This is a genomic window from Saprospiraceae bacterium (assembly GCA_016714025.1).
Taxonomy (GTDB): domain Bacteria; phylum Bacteroidota; class Bacteroidia; order Chitinophagales; family Saprospiraceae; genus Vicinibacter.
The window spans coordinates 326,984-346,163 of the sequence record JADJOB010000001.1; the positions used below are offsets into that span (position 1 = coordinate 326,984).

Consider the following 19,180-nt stretch of genomic DNA (forward strand, 5'->3'; position numbering starts at 1 on the left):
TTTTTAATTTGATTTAACTTCGTTTTTAGCAGCACTGGTTTCAGAACCTTCAACCAGCTTGTTAATAAAATATAGTTTCGTAGAGGGTTTGAGATTCAGCTCGTCTTCAACTTTCAACTCGTGCCCGTCTAAGGTTAATTTCTTTTTATCGTAATCATATATAAGTAGTTTGCCAACCATGGTTCTCACAGGAGATCTTCCTTCTTCTGTTGAAAATCCAAAGCCAACATAATTGAACATGAAATCCAGATTTTCCTGGGTGACCATTTCAGGATATACCAATTGACTGAATTTTGCCTGATTCAAAGTTTTCATGGCAGCATCGGATGGAACCAAAACCGTATAGAGTAAATTGCTAGGGCGCATAAACACCGAAATGAATTTGCCCCGTTCCATGAATTCAGCAAAATGAGAATAGCCTGGTTTGGATTTAATCCCAGCAATAATATCAGCATATAAATTTTGAAGGGTGGTGTCGGAATCAAAAGGACCTTTAACTCCACTTCCTTCATTGGCTTGTTGGGTAGATTCAACTTTAACCATGCCGGAATCCTGAGCAGTCACTTTGACTTCTTTGGATTGATTGGCGTTTGATTCGTTGCAAGAGGAAAGTAAAAAGACGGCAACTGCCATGCAGCAGTTTATCAACCATGTATGTATACATAGCCTGAGCTTAAGTTCTAGCTTGGTGCGTCTTTTCATCCTTGGTTTGGTTGTTTACAAACTAAAAATCTCCCGGAATAGCATAGCTACTCATCAGAAAATCAATAATTTATAAATAATTGCTTCGTCACCGGAGTCTTCGTTCCCCCGATTTATACCTTGCAAATATAAACAGGCCTTCATTGCCTAGTTAAAGAAAGCAAAAAAAACTTATATTTTTTTTTTAATAACGTATATCATTGTGTGATATAGTTTTATACACATTACACTTATTAACAATGTGTAATTTTAGGGGGGTAAGCAGTCCGGGGTGAACCAAGCACATATAAAATATGGAGTGAATTTGTAAAATCATAATCAATCAGCTTTTACGTATATGATTAATTTGTAATACAATTGTCCGTTTTCCTCCGTTTTGTTAAAATATTTTGGATGCTTATCTGTAAAGTACCGAATCAATTTGAATGACTTCTAATTGTTCTGAAACCATTTTTTGAGTCCTCATTTTATAATCAGTAGATCCCAGCCGGATTTTTTTCTGGTCATCAAGTACATAGATTTCTTCTCCTAGCAAAGTTTTTGAAGGTATTCTGGAATCCCTCCGTTTGGGGACCACCATGATGTGGTGTAGCAAAAATTCGAGCCGATAGCCCTGGTTGTAACGGCTGGTGTCCCGCAATACCTGCTTTTTCTCTTCCGGAATGCTGCCGAAACCCTTATCTGTTACAGCTAAGATTTGGTAGGTCTGAAAACCTGCATTTACAAATAAGTGCCTGCTTTTAAATTGATCAATCAAATGATTGAATTGATTGCAATTGCCTTGAGCCTGGAGGTAGTCGTAAATCTGTGCCATGATCTCACGGGATGCTTCCTCCTTTTTTAAATCCTCCTCAGTTTTTTCTGCCGGGGTGGTTGGGAAACTGTTAGCAGCAGGGGCTGCCACTGTTGCTTGCTTTGTTTTCTTACAAGATTCTGACAGAAACAATAGAAAGGGTAAACACATTAAATGAGTAAGACCTATTTTGAACATGATGGTATCTTATGGTTTAGGTCGCAAAATTACATTAAAGCAATTTCAATCGGTATCAATAAATTCACAATGATGGACATCCTTTGCTTCTTATAATAGGCCTAATTAATGATGTTTTATTTAGAATCATTCCCAAACCAGAATGCAAGCGTTCCAGTCAAACCAGGGATAAACCTGCTGTCAATGGGGTTTGGGATTTGAATTCAGCCTATTATCTATTATCCCTATGATGTTTTAAAAAATCAATTCCCTCTTAAAATAGTATCTGTTCTCCATTCAATCGTACCCGAACCCCAAACCCCTTGGAAGGGGCTTTCTGTTTTGTGTTGAGAGCAAATTTTTTTTTAAAATAAAATCAAATAAGGATTCGGAGCCATTTTATGAAGTAAAATGCAAAGCCCCTTTCAAGGGGTTGGGGGTTCGAATTAAGATAAATGGAAAGAAAAGGCTAACTCTTAAATTTTATGATTTATTAAAAAAACAATTTAACTGAACTCCGAACCCCAAACCCCTTGGTAGGGGCTTTCTGTTTTGTGTTGAGAGTAAATTTTTTTTAAACAAAATCACATAAGGATTCGAAGCCATTATTTGAAGTAAAATGCGAAGCCCCTTTCAAGGGGTTGGGGTTCGAATTAAGATAATTGGAAAGAAAAGGCTAACTCTTAAATTTTATGATTTATTTAAAAAAACAATTTAACTGAACTCCGAACCCCAAACCCCTTGGAAGGGGCTTTCTCTTTTGTGTTGAGAGTAAATTTTTTTAAAACAAAATCACATAAGGATTCGAAGCCATTATTTGAAGTAAAATGCAAAGCCCCTTTCAAGGGGTTGGGGGTTCGAATTAAGATAAATGGAAAGAAAAGGCTAACTCTTAAATTTTATGATTTATTAAAAAAACAATTTAACTGAACTCCGAACCCCAAACCCCTTGGAAGGGGCTTTCTGTTTTGTGTTGAGAGCAAATTTTTTTTTAATAAAATAAAATCACATAAGGATTCAAAGCCATTATTTGAAGTAAAATGCAAAGCCCCTTTCAAGGGGTTGGGGTTCAAATTCACATGCTTATTAAATAGCATCCATTCGAATCCAGAATGCAATTTATACTGAATCCCTGATTGAGTTTACGAGGATAATTTATACACTTGTTTAAATTACAAAGCTTTATACTTCATTTCTGTTGGCCTAGCTACCTTTGCGGATTATGGATACTAAAAAACTGGATGCCCTCCGGTCCCGAAAACAAGATGCGCTCCTTGGAGGGGGTCTGGCCAGGGTCCATGCACAACATGCTAAAAAGAAGCTTACTGCTCGTGAACGAATCGATTTGCTCTGTGATCCGGGAAGCTTTGAAGAAATGGGGATGCTGGTTACACACCGCAGTTCGGACTTTGGAATGGAGGAATCCATTTATTATGGAGATGGAGTGGTAACCGGTTATGGTTTAGTCCATGGACGGCTGATTTATGTTTTTGCTCAAGATTTCACGGTATTTGGTGGATCTCTATCTGAAACGCATGCAGAGAAGATCTGTAAGTTGATGGATATGGCCATGCGCAACGGTGCTCCGTTGATCGGCTTAAATGATTCCGGTGGAGCCCGTATTCAGGAAGGGGTTCGGTCACTGGCCGGCTATGCTGATATTTTCTATCGGAACGTGCGTGCATCCGGGGTAATTCCTCAACTTTCTGCGATCATGGGTCCTTGTGCGGGTGGTGCCGTTTACTCCCCCGCTATCACGGATTTTATTATAATGGTAGAGCAAAGCAGCTATATGTTTGTGACGGGTCCCAATGTGGTTAAAACCGTTACGAATGAAGAAGTAACTGCAGAAGATTTAGGAGGTGCATTTACACATGCCAATAAATCTGGTGTAAGCCAATTGACAGCCGATCATGATGAAGATTGCATTGAAAAAATAAAAAGCTTGCTTTCTTACATTCCTCAAAACTGTGAAGAGCGAGCACCTTACGTTGATTACATTCCAGGCAATGAAATCCGAATGGAGTTGAATGATTTGATTCCTTCTACTTCCTCACAAGCTTATGACATTAAACTAGCCATTGAGGCCGTTGTAGATTCAAACAGCTTTTTTGAATTGCAGGAATTATATGCTGAAAATATGGTCATTGGATTTGCACGATTGGCTGGAAATAGTATTGGCATCGTTGCAAATCAACCCATGGTATTGGCAGGATGTCTTGATGTAAAAGCATCGAAAAAAGCTGCTCGTTTTGTACGATTTTGTGATTGCTTTAATATTCCGTTGTTGGTATTTGAAGATGTTCCAGGATTTTTGCCAGGGACTGATCAGGAATGGAATGCAATCATTTCAAACGGTGCTAAATTGTTGTATGCATTCAGCGAAGCCAGCGTTCCGCGTATAACTGTAATAACACGTAAAGCGTATGGTGGCGCCTATGATGTTATGAACAGCAAACACATTGGTGCGGATTTTAATTTTGCATGGCCCACAGCAGAAATTGCGGTCATGGGTGCCAAAGGTGCTATTGAAATTATTTTTAAAAAAGAAATCGAACAAGCAGCAGATCCATTACATGCAGCAATTGAAAAAGAAATGGAATATGCTGAAAAATTTGCTAATCCTTATCATGCAGCAGCAAGAGGATTTATAGACGAAGTCATCGAACCATCCGAAACGCGTATAAAATTAATCAAAGCGTTTGCCAGTCTGGTTAATAAAGTTGATAATTTACCAAGAAAAAAACACGGAAACATTCCATTATAAACTATCACTCATTAATTTTATATTCCATATCAATCGCTATTATGATCGTATCATTTTCAAAGAACAAAATGCATTCATTAAAACAATTGTTTCTTTTATTTTCTATTGTGATGATTTGTAATTCTTGCAAAAAAGAAACAGCAACAAATGCGTCCGATTCTGATCAGGTAAAATTATTTCAGAGTATGCCGAGTTCTGAAACCGGTATAAAATTCAATAATAAACTCACAGAAACGGAAGAAGAAAATGTATTGTTTTTCGACAGTTATTATACCGGATCCGGAACTGCAATTTTAGATGTAAATAATGATGGATTGCAAGATGTATTTTTTGCATCAAACCAGGGTCCTGAAAAACTTTATTTAAACAAAGGAAATTTTAAGTTTGAGGATATTTCCAAGTCTGCGGGTATTGAAGGAGGCAACCAATGGTCTGGTGGAGTGACTGCAGCAGATGTAAACGGTGATGGCTATGATGACATATACGTGTGCAATAGTTTATACCTGGATCCTGAACGCCGGAGAAACATTTTATACATCAATAATAAAGACAACACCTTTACCAATAAGGCTAAAGAATATGGATTGGATGATCCGGGTTTTTCAATACAAGGAAGTTTTTTTGATTATGATCTGGATGGTGATTTGGATTTATATTTAGTCAATCAACCACCAAACCACAATACTACACGTGATTCACTTATGGCACTGAATGTACCTCATTATCAATACTCCAGCCGACTGTACCGCAACAATGGAAATGAAAGTTTTACAGACATTACAGATCAGGCAGGTGTAAAAAGTTATGCATTCGGATTAAGTGCAACGATTGGTGACTATTTTAATGATGGCCATCCGGATATTTACGTGGCTAATGATTACGACTATGGTGATTATTTATTTGTAAATAAAGAAGATGGTACGTATCAAAACGTTGCGAATTATTCTTTGCGGCACATAAGTAATTTTAGCATGGGTGTGGATGCAGCTGACATAAATAATGATGGCTGGTTGGATTTGTTTATAGCCGATATGACACCGGAAGATCATTATAGAAATAAAACAAACATGGCTGGCATGGATCCTGCTAAATTTTGGAAAATTTCCAAATCCGGAAATAATTTTCAATACATGTTTAACACATTACAATTAAATCAAGGAAATGGATTTTTTAGTGAAGTTGGATTGATGGCCGGTGTTGCAAAAACGGATTGGTCCTGGTGTACCCTGTTTTCTGATTTTGATTTGGATGGATTTAAAGATTTATACATTACCAATGGTATTTTGCGCGATATCCGAAATCGTGATTTTTCAAGTTATGCACTTGAAGCTATTAAGGATAAAAGTATGTCGCGTTTAAAAATTTTAGACAAAGCTCCTTCTGTACCACTGGCTAATTACATGTATAAAAATGATGGACTCTTGCATTTTAACAATCTATCAAAAACATGGGGATTGGATGAGAAATCATTTTCTCAAGGTGCTTCGTATGCAGATTTAGACAATGATGGGGATGTTGATCTTGTTGTCAACAATATGAATCAGGAGGCTTTTGTTTATAAAAATTTAGCAGTAGAAAATAAAACCGGAAATTTTGTTCGGGTTAAACTCGAAGGCATGGGAAAAAATTTAAAATCTTATGGTGCTCGTGTGTTAATTGCTTATGGAGAATCCAAAATTCAAATGGCTGAAGTTGTAAATGCACGTGGCTATATGTCAAGTTCTGAACCCATACTCACTTTTGGTTTAGGCAGGGTTGAAAAAGTTGATTCCATCTTTGTAAGATGGCCCAATGGAAAATACATACGGGTAGATAATGTAAAAGCCAATTCAAGCATTACAATAAAAGAAAAAGATGCCACCGTTGTGATGAAGGAACAATTGTTACAAATAGTTCCCTTTATTTTAACGGAAGAAGTGACTGCACAAAGTTTTAAAAATACTGCACATGTAGAAAATGAATACGACGATTTTAAAAAAGAAGTATTAATCCCTTATAAACAATCCACATTGGGACCACCCCTTGAAGAAGGAGACGTTAATGGCGATGGATTGAGTGATGTATTTCTCGGAGGATCAGCTGGCTCTTCCGGTCAATTATTATTGCAAACTCCTGATGGAAAATTTATTCCATCCAATTCCAATCCCTGGGCGGCATACAAAGCCAGTGAAGATCTCGATGTATTATTTTTTGATGCAGATGGTGATAAAGATTTAGATATTTATACCGTTTCAGGAAGTAATGAATTTCCGGAAGGCTCCAATCTTTATGCGGATCATTTATATCTTAACAATGGAAAAGGAATTTTTAGTGATGGCAGCAATAAAATTCCTGCACTTCATTTTAGCAAGTCTATTGCAAAAGCATCTGATATTGATGGAGATGGTGATTTAGATTTATTTATTGGCGGCAGATTGGTTCCAGGAAAATATGGATTATCTGAACGCAGCTGCATTCTTATAAATAATCGCGGAAGTTTTGAAGATAAAACTGCAAGTTATTTCCCGGATATGACTAAGGCATTCGATTGCATTACCGGTGCCTGTTGGATTGATGTCGACAATGATAAAGATGAAGATTTAGTAACCGTTGGAGAGTGGTCGACCATTCGGTTTTTTAAAAATGAAAAAAATCATTTAGAAGAAGTTACTAAAGAATTTAAAACGGATAGTTTGTTTGGATGGTGGAATACCATAGAAAAAAAGGATTTAAACAAAGATGGTTTAATGGACTTGGTAGTAGGTAATTTAGGTATGAATTCTAAGTTTAAAGCTTCATTAAAAAAGCCATTTTATGTTTATTTAAATGATTTTGACGACAATGGCAGTTGGGATACTTACCTCGCTTCTAAAAGTCCGGATGGTAAATTATTTCCAGTACGGGGAAGACAATGTTCATCAGAACAAATGCCATTTATTTCTCAAAAATTTAAAACCTACGATGCATTTGCACGTGCATCTGTCAATGAAATTCTTGAAGGTAAAATGGATGGCACTGTAGTAAAAGAAGCCACTGAATTTCATAGCATTGCATTGATCAACAAAGGAAACAACAGTTTCGAACAAGTCAATTTGCCAGCGGATGCACAAATTGCGCCTGTTTACAGTATCGCTTTTTTTGATTTCAACAAAGATGGGATTGATGACATTCTCTTGGGTGGAAACTATTTTAACCGAGAAGTGGAAACTGCACGCAATGATGCAAGCGTTGGTCAAATATTAATTAATACAGGAACGGGTTCTTTTTTATCCCTGGTAAATTCTGTTTCTGGATTAAAACTCATTCACGATTTGAGAGAATTGCGCATTGTAAAAGGTCGTGATGATCTTTATTATATTATCGCTGCGAATAACAACGAAAAGCTTCAAGCATTCAAAGTCAGATAATTGAATGAATGAATTGAACTGATCGCCTTAGTTACTGTTTTATTACAAAATACCATTTGAATGGCTATTATTATTACTGAAGAGTGTATCAATTGCGGAGCTTGTGAGCCAGAATGTCCTAACAATGCCATTTATGAAGGTGGAATTGAATGGGCGATGGCAGAGGGTACCACCCTATCCGGTTCTTATACTCTGGAAGATGGTGAAACTGTCGACGTTCAGGAAAAACAAAAACCAGTCAGCAACGAATACTATTTTATTGTTCCTGATAAATGCACCGAATGCGTAGGTTTTCACGAAGAACCTCAATGTGCAGCCGTATGTCCGGTCGATTGTTGCGTACCTGATCCGGATCGAAAAGAATCTAAAGAAATACTAGCCGACAGGCAACACCGTTTGCATTTGAAATAATGTGAGGAGGGTTTAATGAAAGAGGGCTGAAGGGCTGAAGGAATGGAGGGCTGGAGGGCTGATGGGCTGAAGGGGTGGTGGACTGTTAGACTGTTAGACTGTTAGACTGTTGGGCTGTTAGACTACATCGCTGGGCGTAGGCTTAGCCTACGTCCCTTATTTTGATCTATAAATAAATCAAATAAATTTCAATTGTAAAGGATACTTGCATAGGTTGAACCTATAGAGGAAAGAATTAAAAAAGAAGCAAAATTATTCTTCTATTGAAAACAGATAACTACTCATAGGCTGAGCCTATTTATTGTTCTCATTTTATATTAGGCTTAATTTGGTGATAGCTAAGAACGAACTCAAGGAGGGCTGAAGGGCTGTTCGGCTGTAGGACTGATGGGCTGGTGGGCTGTTTGTTTGGTTTTAAAATATGATTCATAGCAAGGAGTTTTCTCTATAGCTAAAAGCTAAGGATTTCTCACCTCTTATTGAAAATTTCCTTAATTATGCTTCGATTGAAATTTGACCTAGGCCAAGCCTACGCCTAGCCAGGGAATCAATGGTCAGCAGTTAGGATTCAGTGGTCAAAAATTCAAAAATGCTCGACATATCAATAACCCTCCTCCCTAATAGCCCAACAGTCTAAAAGTCTAACAGTCTAACAGTCTAATAGTCTAACAGCCCTCCAGCCCTCCTTTAATTCACTTTTTCAATCCGATGAATTTCTACTCCATTTTTATACATGATTTTCAGCGTATAAATACCAGCTTGAAGTTGACTGGTTGCGATCAGGCAATTTTTTCGATTGACATTTTGGTAACTCCAAATTTCTTTTCCTTCCAAATTTAAGATACTAACCGCTTGAATTTCTTTTCCACTGATTACATGAATTTCATTTTTAGTTGGATTTGGATACAAATAGGTAATTATTTCGTCAGTGCTTGAAGTTCCTGTCAGGGTTAAATCCAAAAAGATGGAGCGATTGGAAGCTCCACACACATTGGTTGCTGTCAATTTTATCCGATAGATTTTTGCTGAATCGAATACGTGGATTGGATTTTTTTCTGTAGAGGTAGTTCCATCTCCAAACTCCCATAAGTAGCTGTCTGCGTTAACAGAATTATTGGTAAACTGAACGGTGCGGCCACTGATTATCTTATAGGTATAACTATTGGTAACCTGATTTACTAAACCTAAATCTTCAATTACAATTGCATCATTTGCCAGCGCAGATTTTATTTTTAAATTAATCCGCTTATTTCCATTCAAAGTATATCTGGTGGTAACCGGACCTTTCCCATTCGTTAATACAGGATTTCCGCCTAAACCAAAATTCCAGTAATAAGCATCTCCAATAAAATCCGAACTGTCCTTAAACGTAATGATACGATTGTAACAACCTGGCTTTGGATTGATATCCATTCTCGCCTGTCCGGTTCCAGGAATCCGTTCCCGAATTTCTACATTATCTATAAAAATGCGATCACCTTGTCCTCTCTTGATTTCAACTTCAACAACTACTTTATATCCTTTAAATTCTGATAAATCGTAAGCCATCCAAAACCAGGAAGTGTCTAATGGTAACCAATTTTGATTTACTGTTGATTCTACAGTGGTTAATTCTGGCAATATGCCACTTAATATTATTTTTTCAAATTGTTTATTTCCACAAACTGCTTTGACTTTAAATTGGATACTATCCTGATAGACATTATTTGTAAAATGATGCACCGCCATATCAAAATATAAATAGGGTTCGATTGCAGTAGCTAAATTGGCCGTACTGGAGACGATTGTAATTGGCAATGTTCTGAAATTTGGATTTTGGTTTGCAAAAAACAAAGCTTTTGATGTTTGATTGTTTTTTCCTTTAACATCCGTAAGGCTCCAATCAGATGCGGGTAATGCATTTTTTTGAATCCAGGTATTTGGAATGGCTGCTCCAGCAAATGATTCAAGCATCGGATACGTTCCATTGATATCTATCAACGATTGTATTTCAATAGGAACAGAAATGGTATCATTAAAATAATTTTGATCTCCATTGAATTCAATCCATGCTTTCAATTCTTTAACTCCAAAATCACTGATCACAATGCCTTGATTAAATGCAACCTGGATGGTATCATAAGGTGGTACTAAATCATTGTATTGCTGTTCAACAATTCCTGTTTTACTGATTGCTTTGATTTTAAATCCATTGACCGGTGTAGCAGCCCGGTTTATCACTTCAAATACAGGTTGAAGACTTAAATCATTGCAGCTGTAAAAAGAAGATCCATTTTGAGATGCATTATGCAACGCAAGGTCCAAGGAGATCGAACAACCAATTAATGTATCCGGTGTTGGAATCGCTAATTCTCTTCTACTGAGCGCTGAATTTTTAAAACCCGCAATGGAAAACCATTTAACTTTTCTTGGATCATCATTTGGAAGCGAGATGGAACTATTGGTTGTTTTAAATAAGGGTTCCATATATTTTTCTCCCAATTTATAAATTACAAAACTGTCTTTTTCAATTCCATTCCAGCTTAATTCCATTTCAGTTGGACAATATTTACTCACACGAAATCCCTGGACGCCATTGGTAATCGTAAAAAAATCTGAACGCACCGTTTGTGTTCCTTGACTTATTTCAATTAAACAAGAATCAGATGACAAATTATTGGGGATGTAAAAATTCCGAACTCTGGAACCAGCAACGCTAGTCCCTAAATCAGTCCAGGTTTTACCAGCATCCGTTGAAAAGTTAAATTGAATTGGATCTTGTCCGTACGCAGTATAGTGTATTTGAGAAACCTCTGTGATGTTAAATTGTTCTCCACCAATGGGGAAATTCAATCTCAGTAATTTATCCTCCATTTCAGTTAAAAAATAGCAATCAACTGAATTGGAAGGCAGGTACTTGCCTTTAATCCGAACGGAGTAATTTCCAGCTTTTGGAAAATTAATCGTTATTTGTTCAAAATTATTCAAGGTGTCAATACCACGACTGGCACCACCAGCGAGTGTGCTTGCGTTTGGACTTGGATCCAATACCCAGGGAAGCAAAATGGTACCGTTTGGGTCGACTATTTCAAAATCCAGATCATTTATGAGCGCTTTGCGAGCCATTAAGGCGGATTCCATTTCTGGCCAATAGATCATGAATTTTGCAATGGGCAGTCCATCCGGAATTTGGATAGTAAATTCTTTTAAATCTCCTTGATTGATTGTAAATTTTTGAAAACGTTCATCCTGGATCAATTTATAAGCCCTGTAGGCATCGATCACCCCACAACCAAACTGATAGTCCGGTCCGGGTGTCCCGATGTCTGTAGCGGTATTCATTACGGCTGCTTTAATCAATGCAGATTCAGGATTTTGATTGTATTTTTTCTTATAGGCTTCATACAGCAAGGCACAGACACCTGCTACGCCGGGAGCAGCGGCTGAAGTGCCACCAAAAACCAAGGTCCCGTTACCTGGAGCAGTTGATAATTCGTTGGTACCCCGGGCAGAAATTTCCGGCTTCATTCGTCCATCTTTCGCCGGGCCACGGCTGGAACTTTCTTCCAATGTGCCGTCCAAGCGAAGATTGGCAACGGTGAGAACATTTTTACCAATTTTATGTCCACCGGTTACATTTCCCCATTGGTTACCTGCTCCATAACCGCAATCAGCGCCATTTGAATTACCCGCTGAAAAAACGTGTAGCAAATTTGGATTTTCAAAACTCATTTTATCTACTACCTGGGTTTCTATAGTGTAACCTGCATTGCATCCATTGCTATAGGATGAATTGGTAATCATCACCCCTTCATTCTGATGATAGGAAAGTGTTTTATCCAAAAAATCGGGTTGATAATTAATTACATAAAGGTCAGCTCCCGGTGCCATCCCTTCCACAATCGGATCCTGGTTCCCGGCGCCTGCGAAAATTCCTGAAACACCATCTCCGTGATCTCCTATTTCCAAAGCAATATCCTGTTGGATCCTTCCGGTAAAATCAATATGAGGACCTACTGAACCATCATCACGAACCATGACTTTAACTCCTTGTCCGGTTAAATGAATGTTTTCAATTTTATTGTTGACAAGGGTATTGACGCGATGCAGAGCTCTTCCTTCCCGATCTTCAGGTTCCCCTGGGGCAGATTCACAATCAATAAAAACAAGCCATGGAAGACTGGCCAAAGAAGAAATTTGATTTTCAGGAATTGATAAATAGATTACTTGATTGTATGGATAGATTCTGTCTGATTTTAAACCAGAGGAAGCCAGTAATTGATGAATTGAAGTTTCACTGATATCGCTGAAATATTTAATGACCAATTGAAATTTTCCATTTTGAGTGATACATGGTTCACCATAGTACAATTGTGTTGAAAGCTTTTGTTTTGCTTCGAGTCGGTAACATGATTGCAATGCTGAAAATCCCAGATCCTTACTGAGATGTGCAGGTTGAATTGAGGCGAGGTAATTAAACTGATCTAAATATTCGAGAATATGAATTCCAAGTTGCTTTAATTGAACTTTTTCCTGTTCCTTTAACAAGTGACTAAAACTAAGAATGCGATAAAAGCGATCAGCGATAAGTTCATCCCTGTTATAACTCGTTATGGGAATTGACTTTTCAGATTGCAAGGTTATTTTCTCCGTCAAATTTTTTGACTGGGCAAAGATGCAATTCAATGGGAGCAGCGATACACAGAAGCTAATTGTGAAAATCAATAAAAATACTGGTTTCATTTAATAAATGTTAAATAATAGTATTAAAGATAACCAAACTATTGAAATCAGGAAAACAATCAGAAATCAGCTGTAATAGCTGATAAAAATGCGTGTTTCAGGAGCTAAAACCTATTTCTTTGGGTTAAAAGATTGGTCCTCGGGTTCATAATTCTCTTTTACGATACTCATCATCCGCAAACAAGGATATTGGATGAGATCCATTAAATTTTGATGTGGCACAACCAATCTATAGAAGTAATCCTTATGAAAAATTAATTCGCCAAAAGCACTCCATTCTGTGGAATCAACGGTAGTAATGGTTTGCAGTAAAATGATACTTTTTCCGGGAGACTCAACCAATTTTTTTAAATCCGTAACATTTAAACCGGAAGCCAGTTTATCTTGAAAGCCAAATGGATTTAACGAACGGATGTTTGTTTTTTCCAGATCCGTTTGAGCCCATTTTTGATTCCAGGAGCCCAGATAAAAATTATCTAAAATTACTTCTTGAATTCTCAATCCCTTCTCAAGCAATGCTTTTTTATCGGCTTCAGTCAGTTGTCTTCTGGACTCAATCCGTCCAAAAATAAATTGACTGCAATCTTCTGCTTTTAAATTGGAGAATGGTTTTTGAGTGGTCGAACAGGCCATCAGTATTAAAAGGCAAAATGCTAATAGAAAACTAAGCTTCATTTTTAAATTGATTAATATAATTTGAAAACATGGAGTTGAATTTCGAATTTCGAAATCCCAGGAGCAGCCAAAGGCAAAAAACGAACATCACACTAAATCCAAGTGTCATTGCAGAAATTATGTGAAATACCCAAGAAAGTTGAGATTCGGATAATGTATAAATACCAATTTGTGTATTAGCGATTGAGAACAAGGTAAGTAAAAGTGTTTTTATAAGAATTAAAATCAATAAGGCAAGTGCAGCAAATCCAGTATTGATCAATTTCTTTTTCCAATCAATGGGACTTGCCAAAAAGATAGAAAACAGAAACACAAACGGAACAACAAACATTTGAAATATGAAAAACTGAAATGAGAAGGTTGAAATTTTATATTCTTTTAACTGTTGTTGGGCTGCATATGCTTCTTCTGCAGCAATGGTCTTAGGATTTCCGTACACCAAATAAAAACTATTTGGATCCAGCTGATTGTTTGCATCTAAATAGTTTTGTGTCTCGATATAAGCATCCGGAAATGCTTGTTTCAATACCCATTCAACGGAACTTCTGAATCCAGAATTAATACCTGACTCTACCATAGGTATTTTAAACAACAACATGAATGCAGTGTACAATAAAAGACAAAACACGATGAATTTAAGGACTCCACTCATGGCTTTTGATCAAAGTGAGATTTTATTTGAGAAACCCAAATCAGCCAAAGTAAAATAGCAATCATCGTAAAAACGATTACCCCACCATGTAAATGTAAAAATTCAAAAGCAGATTTCCAGTAAACGCCTGCTAGATACAGACCTGCAATCCGGAATAAATTTAATACAGAAAGCGTAAGAACGCCAAAGAACAGTCCTTTGAGTTTAGACCGGAACGAAACAAATGGAAAAGCTAATATCGCACAAACATATAAAGCAGTTGCTTCAATTCCATCGCATCCATTTTTAATACTGACTCTAAAATCAGAACCAGCTATTATGTCACCACTGGTATCTGTATCAAATCCAAGTAAATTTAATATGGAATTCGAAAGTCTGGCCTGAACAGAAAGCAGGGAGTCCATTATGTATTTTTCATAGAGCGGAGAATAATAAAATACATAAAAAGCAAGCATTAACCCTATAAACCCTATCAAGAAACGGCTTATGGGTGATTTAGCCTGCCACCAAATTTTTAAATAGGACATTGGAAATTAATGGTTTAGATTTTTAGGGATTTGATTTAGATGAAATAAACAAATTAATCATTTGAGTCTTTGAAAAGCAATAATACATGGATAAAATAAGCCAAAATTGGTACTGTCACGATCATGCATACAATATCAGCGGTGGTATATTCTCCCCAAATCAGATAGATCAGAACCCATCCCAGTACTGCAAGAACACAAGAAATCATAAAAGCTTTATCAAAGACAGAACGGTTAAATGGAAATTGCATCATGATTATAATAATTTGCAAAAATAACAATCCAAAGCAGGGATATTCCTAATAAAACAAAAAAGGGCAGCTAAAAAGCTGCCCTTAAATATATTTTAACAATGCAATATCTTATTGCTTAACAGAAGCTCTTTGAGTAAAGTTATAAAGAGCAACAGAAGCAAAAGTCAGGATAATTAAACCGAAAAGGAATAATCCCCACTGAGTCATCGTTGGAACCGGTGTACCACCGATAGTCAACAATTTTTTACACTCAGCACCTAAACAACCTACAGCAGCAACGCCACCAGAAGGAGTAGTAATGTTCATGTTATAAGAACCTCTTGCACCATTGTTATTAGCTAAGAATACAGTGAAATTTGAACATGGTGGGATTTCTAATTGGTAAGAAACACCAGCACCCATACAAACACCACCTGGAGAACCCATTTCACCTGCATTGTAGCAAGGTGCGCCAGCTGCAGTCCATAATAAGATTGGAGCCAAACCTAAGTAAGCACAAGTAATGTTACAACCACCAGCATTTACAGCAGTAAAGCTGATTCTCAAACACTGATTTTGCAATAAAGTGTTTTTGAATTGGTATGTTTCATAATAAGGAGCGAAATACCCTGGGTTAGTACAAGTACCACCTGGGCAAGAAGATGCACCAGTAGTTAATGGAACCCCTGTTTGACCAGTTAATCCAGAAGCACGGAATGTATCGCAAGTATAAGCTGTAGGTTTTACCCCGTTCATTGAAGTGAAAATTGGAAATAATCCAGATCCACCTGTTGTACACTGTGCAAAGGCAGCTTTACTCAGAACGATACAACATATTAATAAAAGTAATTTTTTCATGATTTATTGAGTTTTTAACTATTGATAAAATTAGATGCGACCTTCATGAACCGCACGGAAGAATTCATTGAAACTTGCAACGGTTAGTGGTTCGTGTGATAGAGGCACCACATATTGGTTAGCAACATCAATTGAAATGTACATTTTACGATTTGGTAAATCGAAACTAATGTTAATTCCACGTCCATTTGTTCTGTCCAAATATTTTTGGAAAAACGTGTTAGCTCCTTGCCAGGAAGTAATATTCAGATTGGTAATATCTGCAACATAGTCAGATGCTAAATCAGGAATACTATTATCCAGGATAATGAGACCATCAATCGTAACGGTAGCTGGTCGGATTGCCTGTGCGGTGGATGCATTGGCCATTAAGGCTATACACACGAACGCAAGCAATTTAAGTAAATTATTCATGGTATTGGTTTAATATGTTAAAAATAATAATAATGGTTTAGTATAAACAACCAATACAATCCGGAAGGACAATAAGCAACCTTTGTGCTGATGAGATATCATTCACAGGACAGATTGGTTTAAATAAATCGCCTATGCTTTACCAACCCTTACCCTGCTAGCATTTTAGATATATGGTTTAAGTTTTGGTTTAGCCGGGGCATACGATGCCCCTAGGCAATGGCAAAAGTAGAAATAATATCATCATCCTGATCTATTCAAAATGGTATTTTTTGTATTAAAAATTATTTTAATGTATAAGATGAACAACTGCAGACAAGCTGATAAGCTGTTAAGCTGTTAAGCTGATAAGTGAGAAAAGTTGGAAAGCTCGGAATTATTAAATTAGCTTATTAGCTTGTTAGCTTGTTAGCTTATCAGCTAATTAAAGAGATAAAATAAATTTTAAGATTGCGCTGCGTTCTGATTTATTCAACTTTATAAATTGATCCCGACTCGATTTAGCTTCTCCTTCATGCCAAAGGATGGCTTCCTGGAGATTTCTGGCCCGGCCATCATGCAAAAAATGGGTATGGCCATTTACTAATAAGGTTAAACCAATTCCCCATAAGGGCGGCGTTCGCCATTCGTTTCCAGATGCATTAAAATCTGGTCTGCCATCTGACAAAGCATCTCCCATGTCGTGTAGTAATAAATCTGTATAAGGCTGAATCGATTGATTACTTAAAAATAAAAATGGACTGACACCGGTTTTAAAACTAGATAGGTGACATTTTTCACAGCCTATTTTTTTAAAAAGTCTTTTCCCATTTTGAATCGTTGGATCTGATTGATTGCGTGGCGCTGGAACGGCTAAGGATCGGGTATAAAACGCAGTTTGCTCTAACAGTTCCTGATCAATTTCCGGATCATCTTTCAAACTATCCTGTTGCCGTTGTCCGGTGGAGGATTCGATTTTAAACAAGGGATTGGTCACTCCCATATCTTCATTGTATGCAGCAGCTGCTTGTTGAACTAAATCAGGTTGACCAGCTTTCCAACCAAATCTCCCTAACTGGATGCTTGATTTTTGAACATCCCATACCCAATTGGCTTTACCGGAAATGCCATCTCCATTGGAATCCTGAATATCCTCGTTTTTTAAAATTTCAGATTCCGATATAAACTCCAATAATCCTAAACCAAAAACAGGTGGGGCCATCCTGGGAGAAATTAGCGTTCCTCCCGGAATAGGAATATACGAATTGGTCAAACTGAAAATGGCCTGACGTAGTTCATACAATTCACCATCGGCAAATGTTCCATTGACATACTTGAACTGATAATCAACATTAGCTTCTGCTGGCTTGCCTAAGTTGGCTTTGGTTTGAAGTTGTCCGCCAAACCCTGGAACAGCAAGCGGTTCGCCATGTGGGCCCTTTCCGGTAATACTCAATCTAAATAACAAACCTGCCAGGTCTCCGGGATTTTCAGAAAAAACGGAGCGTCCATTTTTTGGATGGCAGGATCCACAAGCGCTTTGATTAAACAAGGGACCCAATCCGCTATTATTTGTTGCAGGAGCGGTAACAAATATTGCTTCAAAGGCTTGATCGCCCAAACGATGTTGCTCCAATTCTTCAATCGATAGATTAGGAGCCGGAAATTGAAATGAATTTGAATTTTCTACAAATACAGTTGTCTTTCCACCAGCCAATACATTTAGCGGTTCTTCTTCGTTTTTTGTACAGCTCAAAAAGAACCCAATTGTGAAGGTTATTATCCAAAATTCTCTTTGCAGCATGTATTTTTCTTAGAGTTTATCAAATAATGGCTTTAATTCACTTTCAAGAATTAACTGAAGTTGTCTGACCTGATCTTGTGCATTTTGAACTGCAGCTCTGTTGGCAGAAATTGCTTCCGTAAAAGTACCAGGAATATTTATTATCGCTGTAATAGCCTCTTGTATTTGATTAATTATTTTACTATCCAATGCTGCATCCTTTGTTTTAATAAGGCCTGATAAACTATTTAAATTATAATTCCCATCAGTTGATCCAAAATAAATGTTTTGAATGCTCCGAATATTATCTGCAAAATCTTGTTTAGAATTTGCAGAAAATCGACTTTCTTCCAAGGTGATATTATTCGTTACAAAGGGGTCATTGATTTTACCATTACCCACTTCATCAGCAATGGTAATAATCCCATCCAGCAATTCTTGTAAAGCAGATTTTTGAGAGAGATACACTTGATTTGAAGGCTCCCCTGCTGTTTTCAGAATCGTTCCGTAAGGACTTGGTCCGCTTATCCAGGCAGTGTGTAATTTATTGGTTTCTCCTTTTAAACTTTGAGCACATGCTTTTAAATATTCTATTTGTCGGTCTGTAAATTCCTGAACAGATTTATTTCCATCTATTCCAAACAACAAATATTCCAGTGTATGAAATCCTTTCAAAGTTCCTTCCAATCCATCCAAGTACTCTTTAGTCAACGGATCACTGCTTGCCAATACGGCATCCAAATCGATCACATTTACAGGCCAGGAATCAATGGATGGATCAATTCCCTGTATGTCGACAGGTCCAAATAAAAAGCCTTCAGATTGTTCCCATGGCTTTCGCGCATCGCGCCAAAGTTGCCGCATCAGATCCAAATGGGCTTGTGTTTTATTTGAAGAAAATTCATCACATCGCACTGAAAGTAACCCAGCCTTTTCATTTAGATCATAATATGTAAGTATGATCACTTGATTTGTTTCAGTCTTTAAAATTTCACTATAATTTGATTGTGGATTGACCGGTTCATCCGAACAGGAAAAAATCGAAAAAAAGATTCCGAAGCTCAGAAAATATTTTAATTGAGTTGTTATCATCTTATTATT

General features: G+C 37.1%; 14 protein-coding genes. 3 read left to right on the plus strand and 11 right to left on the minus strand.

Features of this window, described 5'->3' with window-relative positions:
- Positions 1-3: 3 nt before the first annotated feature.
- Positions 4-633 (minus strand): hypothetical protein, encoded by a 630-nt coding sequence (locus IPJ80_01265; protein ID MBK7912111.1) that lies wholly within the window; start codon positions 631-633, stop codon positions 4-6.
- A gap of 466 nt (positions 634-1,099) precedes the next feature.
- Complete coding sequence (locus tag IPJ80_01270) at positions 1,100-1,693, minus strand: hypothetical protein (GenBank protein ID MBK7912112.1); 594 nt, start codon at positions 1,691-1,693, stop codon at positions 1,100-1,102.
- Between the two features lie 1,201 nt (positions 1,694-2,894).
- Between IPJ80_01270 and IPJ80_01275 the strand changes: the two genes are divergently transcribed.
- Genes IPJ80_01275 through IPJ80_01285 form a run of 3 tightly spaced genes read left to right on the plus strand, consistent with a single transcriptional unit; the run spans position 2,895 to position 8,236 of the window.
- Complete coding sequence (locus tag IPJ80_01275) at positions 2,895-4,439, plus strand: acyl-CoA carboxylase subunit beta (GenBank protein ID MBK7912113.1); 1,545 nt, start codon at positions 2,895-2,897, stop codon at positions 4,437-4,439.
- Positions 4,440-4,480: 41 nt separating this feature from the next.
- Positions 4,481-7,825, plus strand: coding sequence for a VCBS repeat-containing protein (locus tag IPJ80_01280; GenBank protein MBK7912114.1), 3,345 nt, complete (start codon positions 4,481-4,483; stop codon positions 7,823-7,825).
- Positions 7,826-7,885: 60 nt separating this feature from the next.
- The gene (locus IPJ80_01285) at positions 7,886-8,236 is read left to right on the plus strand and encodes a 4Fe-4S dicluster domain-containing protein (protein MBK7912115.1); all 351 of its coding nucleotides are present in this window, start codon (positions 7,886-7,888) and stop codon (positions 8,234-8,236) included.
- Between the two features lie 687 nt (positions 8,237-8,923).
- Here the strand turns inward: IPJ80_01285 and IPJ80_01290 are convergent.
- From IPJ80_01290 to IPJ80_01330, 9 genes are all read right to left on the minus strand, one after another.
- Positions 8,924-12,871, minus strand: a complete 3,948-nt coding sequence (locus IPJ80_01290; GenBank protein MBK7912116.1) for a S8 family serine peptidase — start codon at positions 12,869-12,871, stop codon at positions 8,924-8,926.
- Positions 12,872-13,069: 198 nt separating this feature from the next.
- Positions 13,070-13,633 carry a hypothetical protein gene (locus tag IPJ80_01295; GenBank protein ID MBK7912117.1) on the minus strand — a complete coding sequence of 188 codons (564 nt, stop codon included), beginning with the start codon at positions 13,631-13,633 and terminating at the stop codon, positions 13,070-13,072.
- The gene (locus tag IPJ80_01300) at positions 13,623-14,285 is read right to left on the minus strand and encodes a hypothetical protein (protein MBK7912118.1); all 663 of its coding nucleotides are present in this window, start codon (positions 14,283-14,285) and stop codon (positions 13,623-13,625) included. The genes IPJ80_01295 and IPJ80_01300 overlap by 11 nt, the downstream gene beginning before the upstream one ends.
- On the minus strand, positions 14,282-14,812 hold the full coding sequence (locus tag IPJ80_01305) for an archaeosortase/exosortase family protein (GenBank protein MBK7912119.1): 531 nt from the start codon (positions 14,810-14,812) through the stop codon (positions 14,282-14,284). Before IPJ80_01305 ends, IPJ80_01300 begins: the two co-directional genes overlap by 4 nt.
- A 53-nt stretch (positions 14,813-14,865) precedes the next feature.
- Complete coding sequence (locus tag IPJ80_01310; protein ID MBK7912120.1) at positions 14,866-15,066, minus strand: hypothetical protein; 201 nt, start codon at positions 15,064-15,066, stop codon at positions 14,866-14,868.
- A 108-nt stretch (positions 15,067-15,174) separates the two neighbouring features.
- The gene (locus tag IPJ80_01315; GenBank protein ID MBK7912121.1) at positions 15,175-15,903 is read right to left on the minus strand and encodes a hypothetical protein; all 729 of its coding nucleotides are present in this window, start codon (positions 15,901-15,903) and stop codon (positions 15,175-15,177) included.
- 30 nt (positions 15,904-15,933) lie between these two features.
- Positions 15,934-16,317, minus strand: coding sequence for a hypothetical protein (locus IPJ80_01320; GenBank protein ID MBK7912122.1), 384 nt, complete (start codon positions 16,315-16,317; stop codon positions 15,934-15,936).
- 424 nt (positions 16,318-16,741) lie between these two features.
- Positions 16,742-18,100, minus strand: a complete 1,359-nt coding sequence (locus tag IPJ80_01325; protein ID MBK7912123.1) for a thiol oxidoreductase — start codon at positions 18,098-18,100, stop codon at positions 16,742-16,744.
- A 9-nt stretch (positions 18,101-18,109) separates the two neighbouring features.
- Positions 18,110-19,171, minus strand: coding sequence for an imelysin (locus IPJ80_01330; protein MBK7912124.1), 1,062 nt, complete (start codon positions 19,169-19,171; stop codon positions 18,110-18,112).
- Between the last annotated feature and the right edge of the window lie 9 nt (positions 19,172-19,180).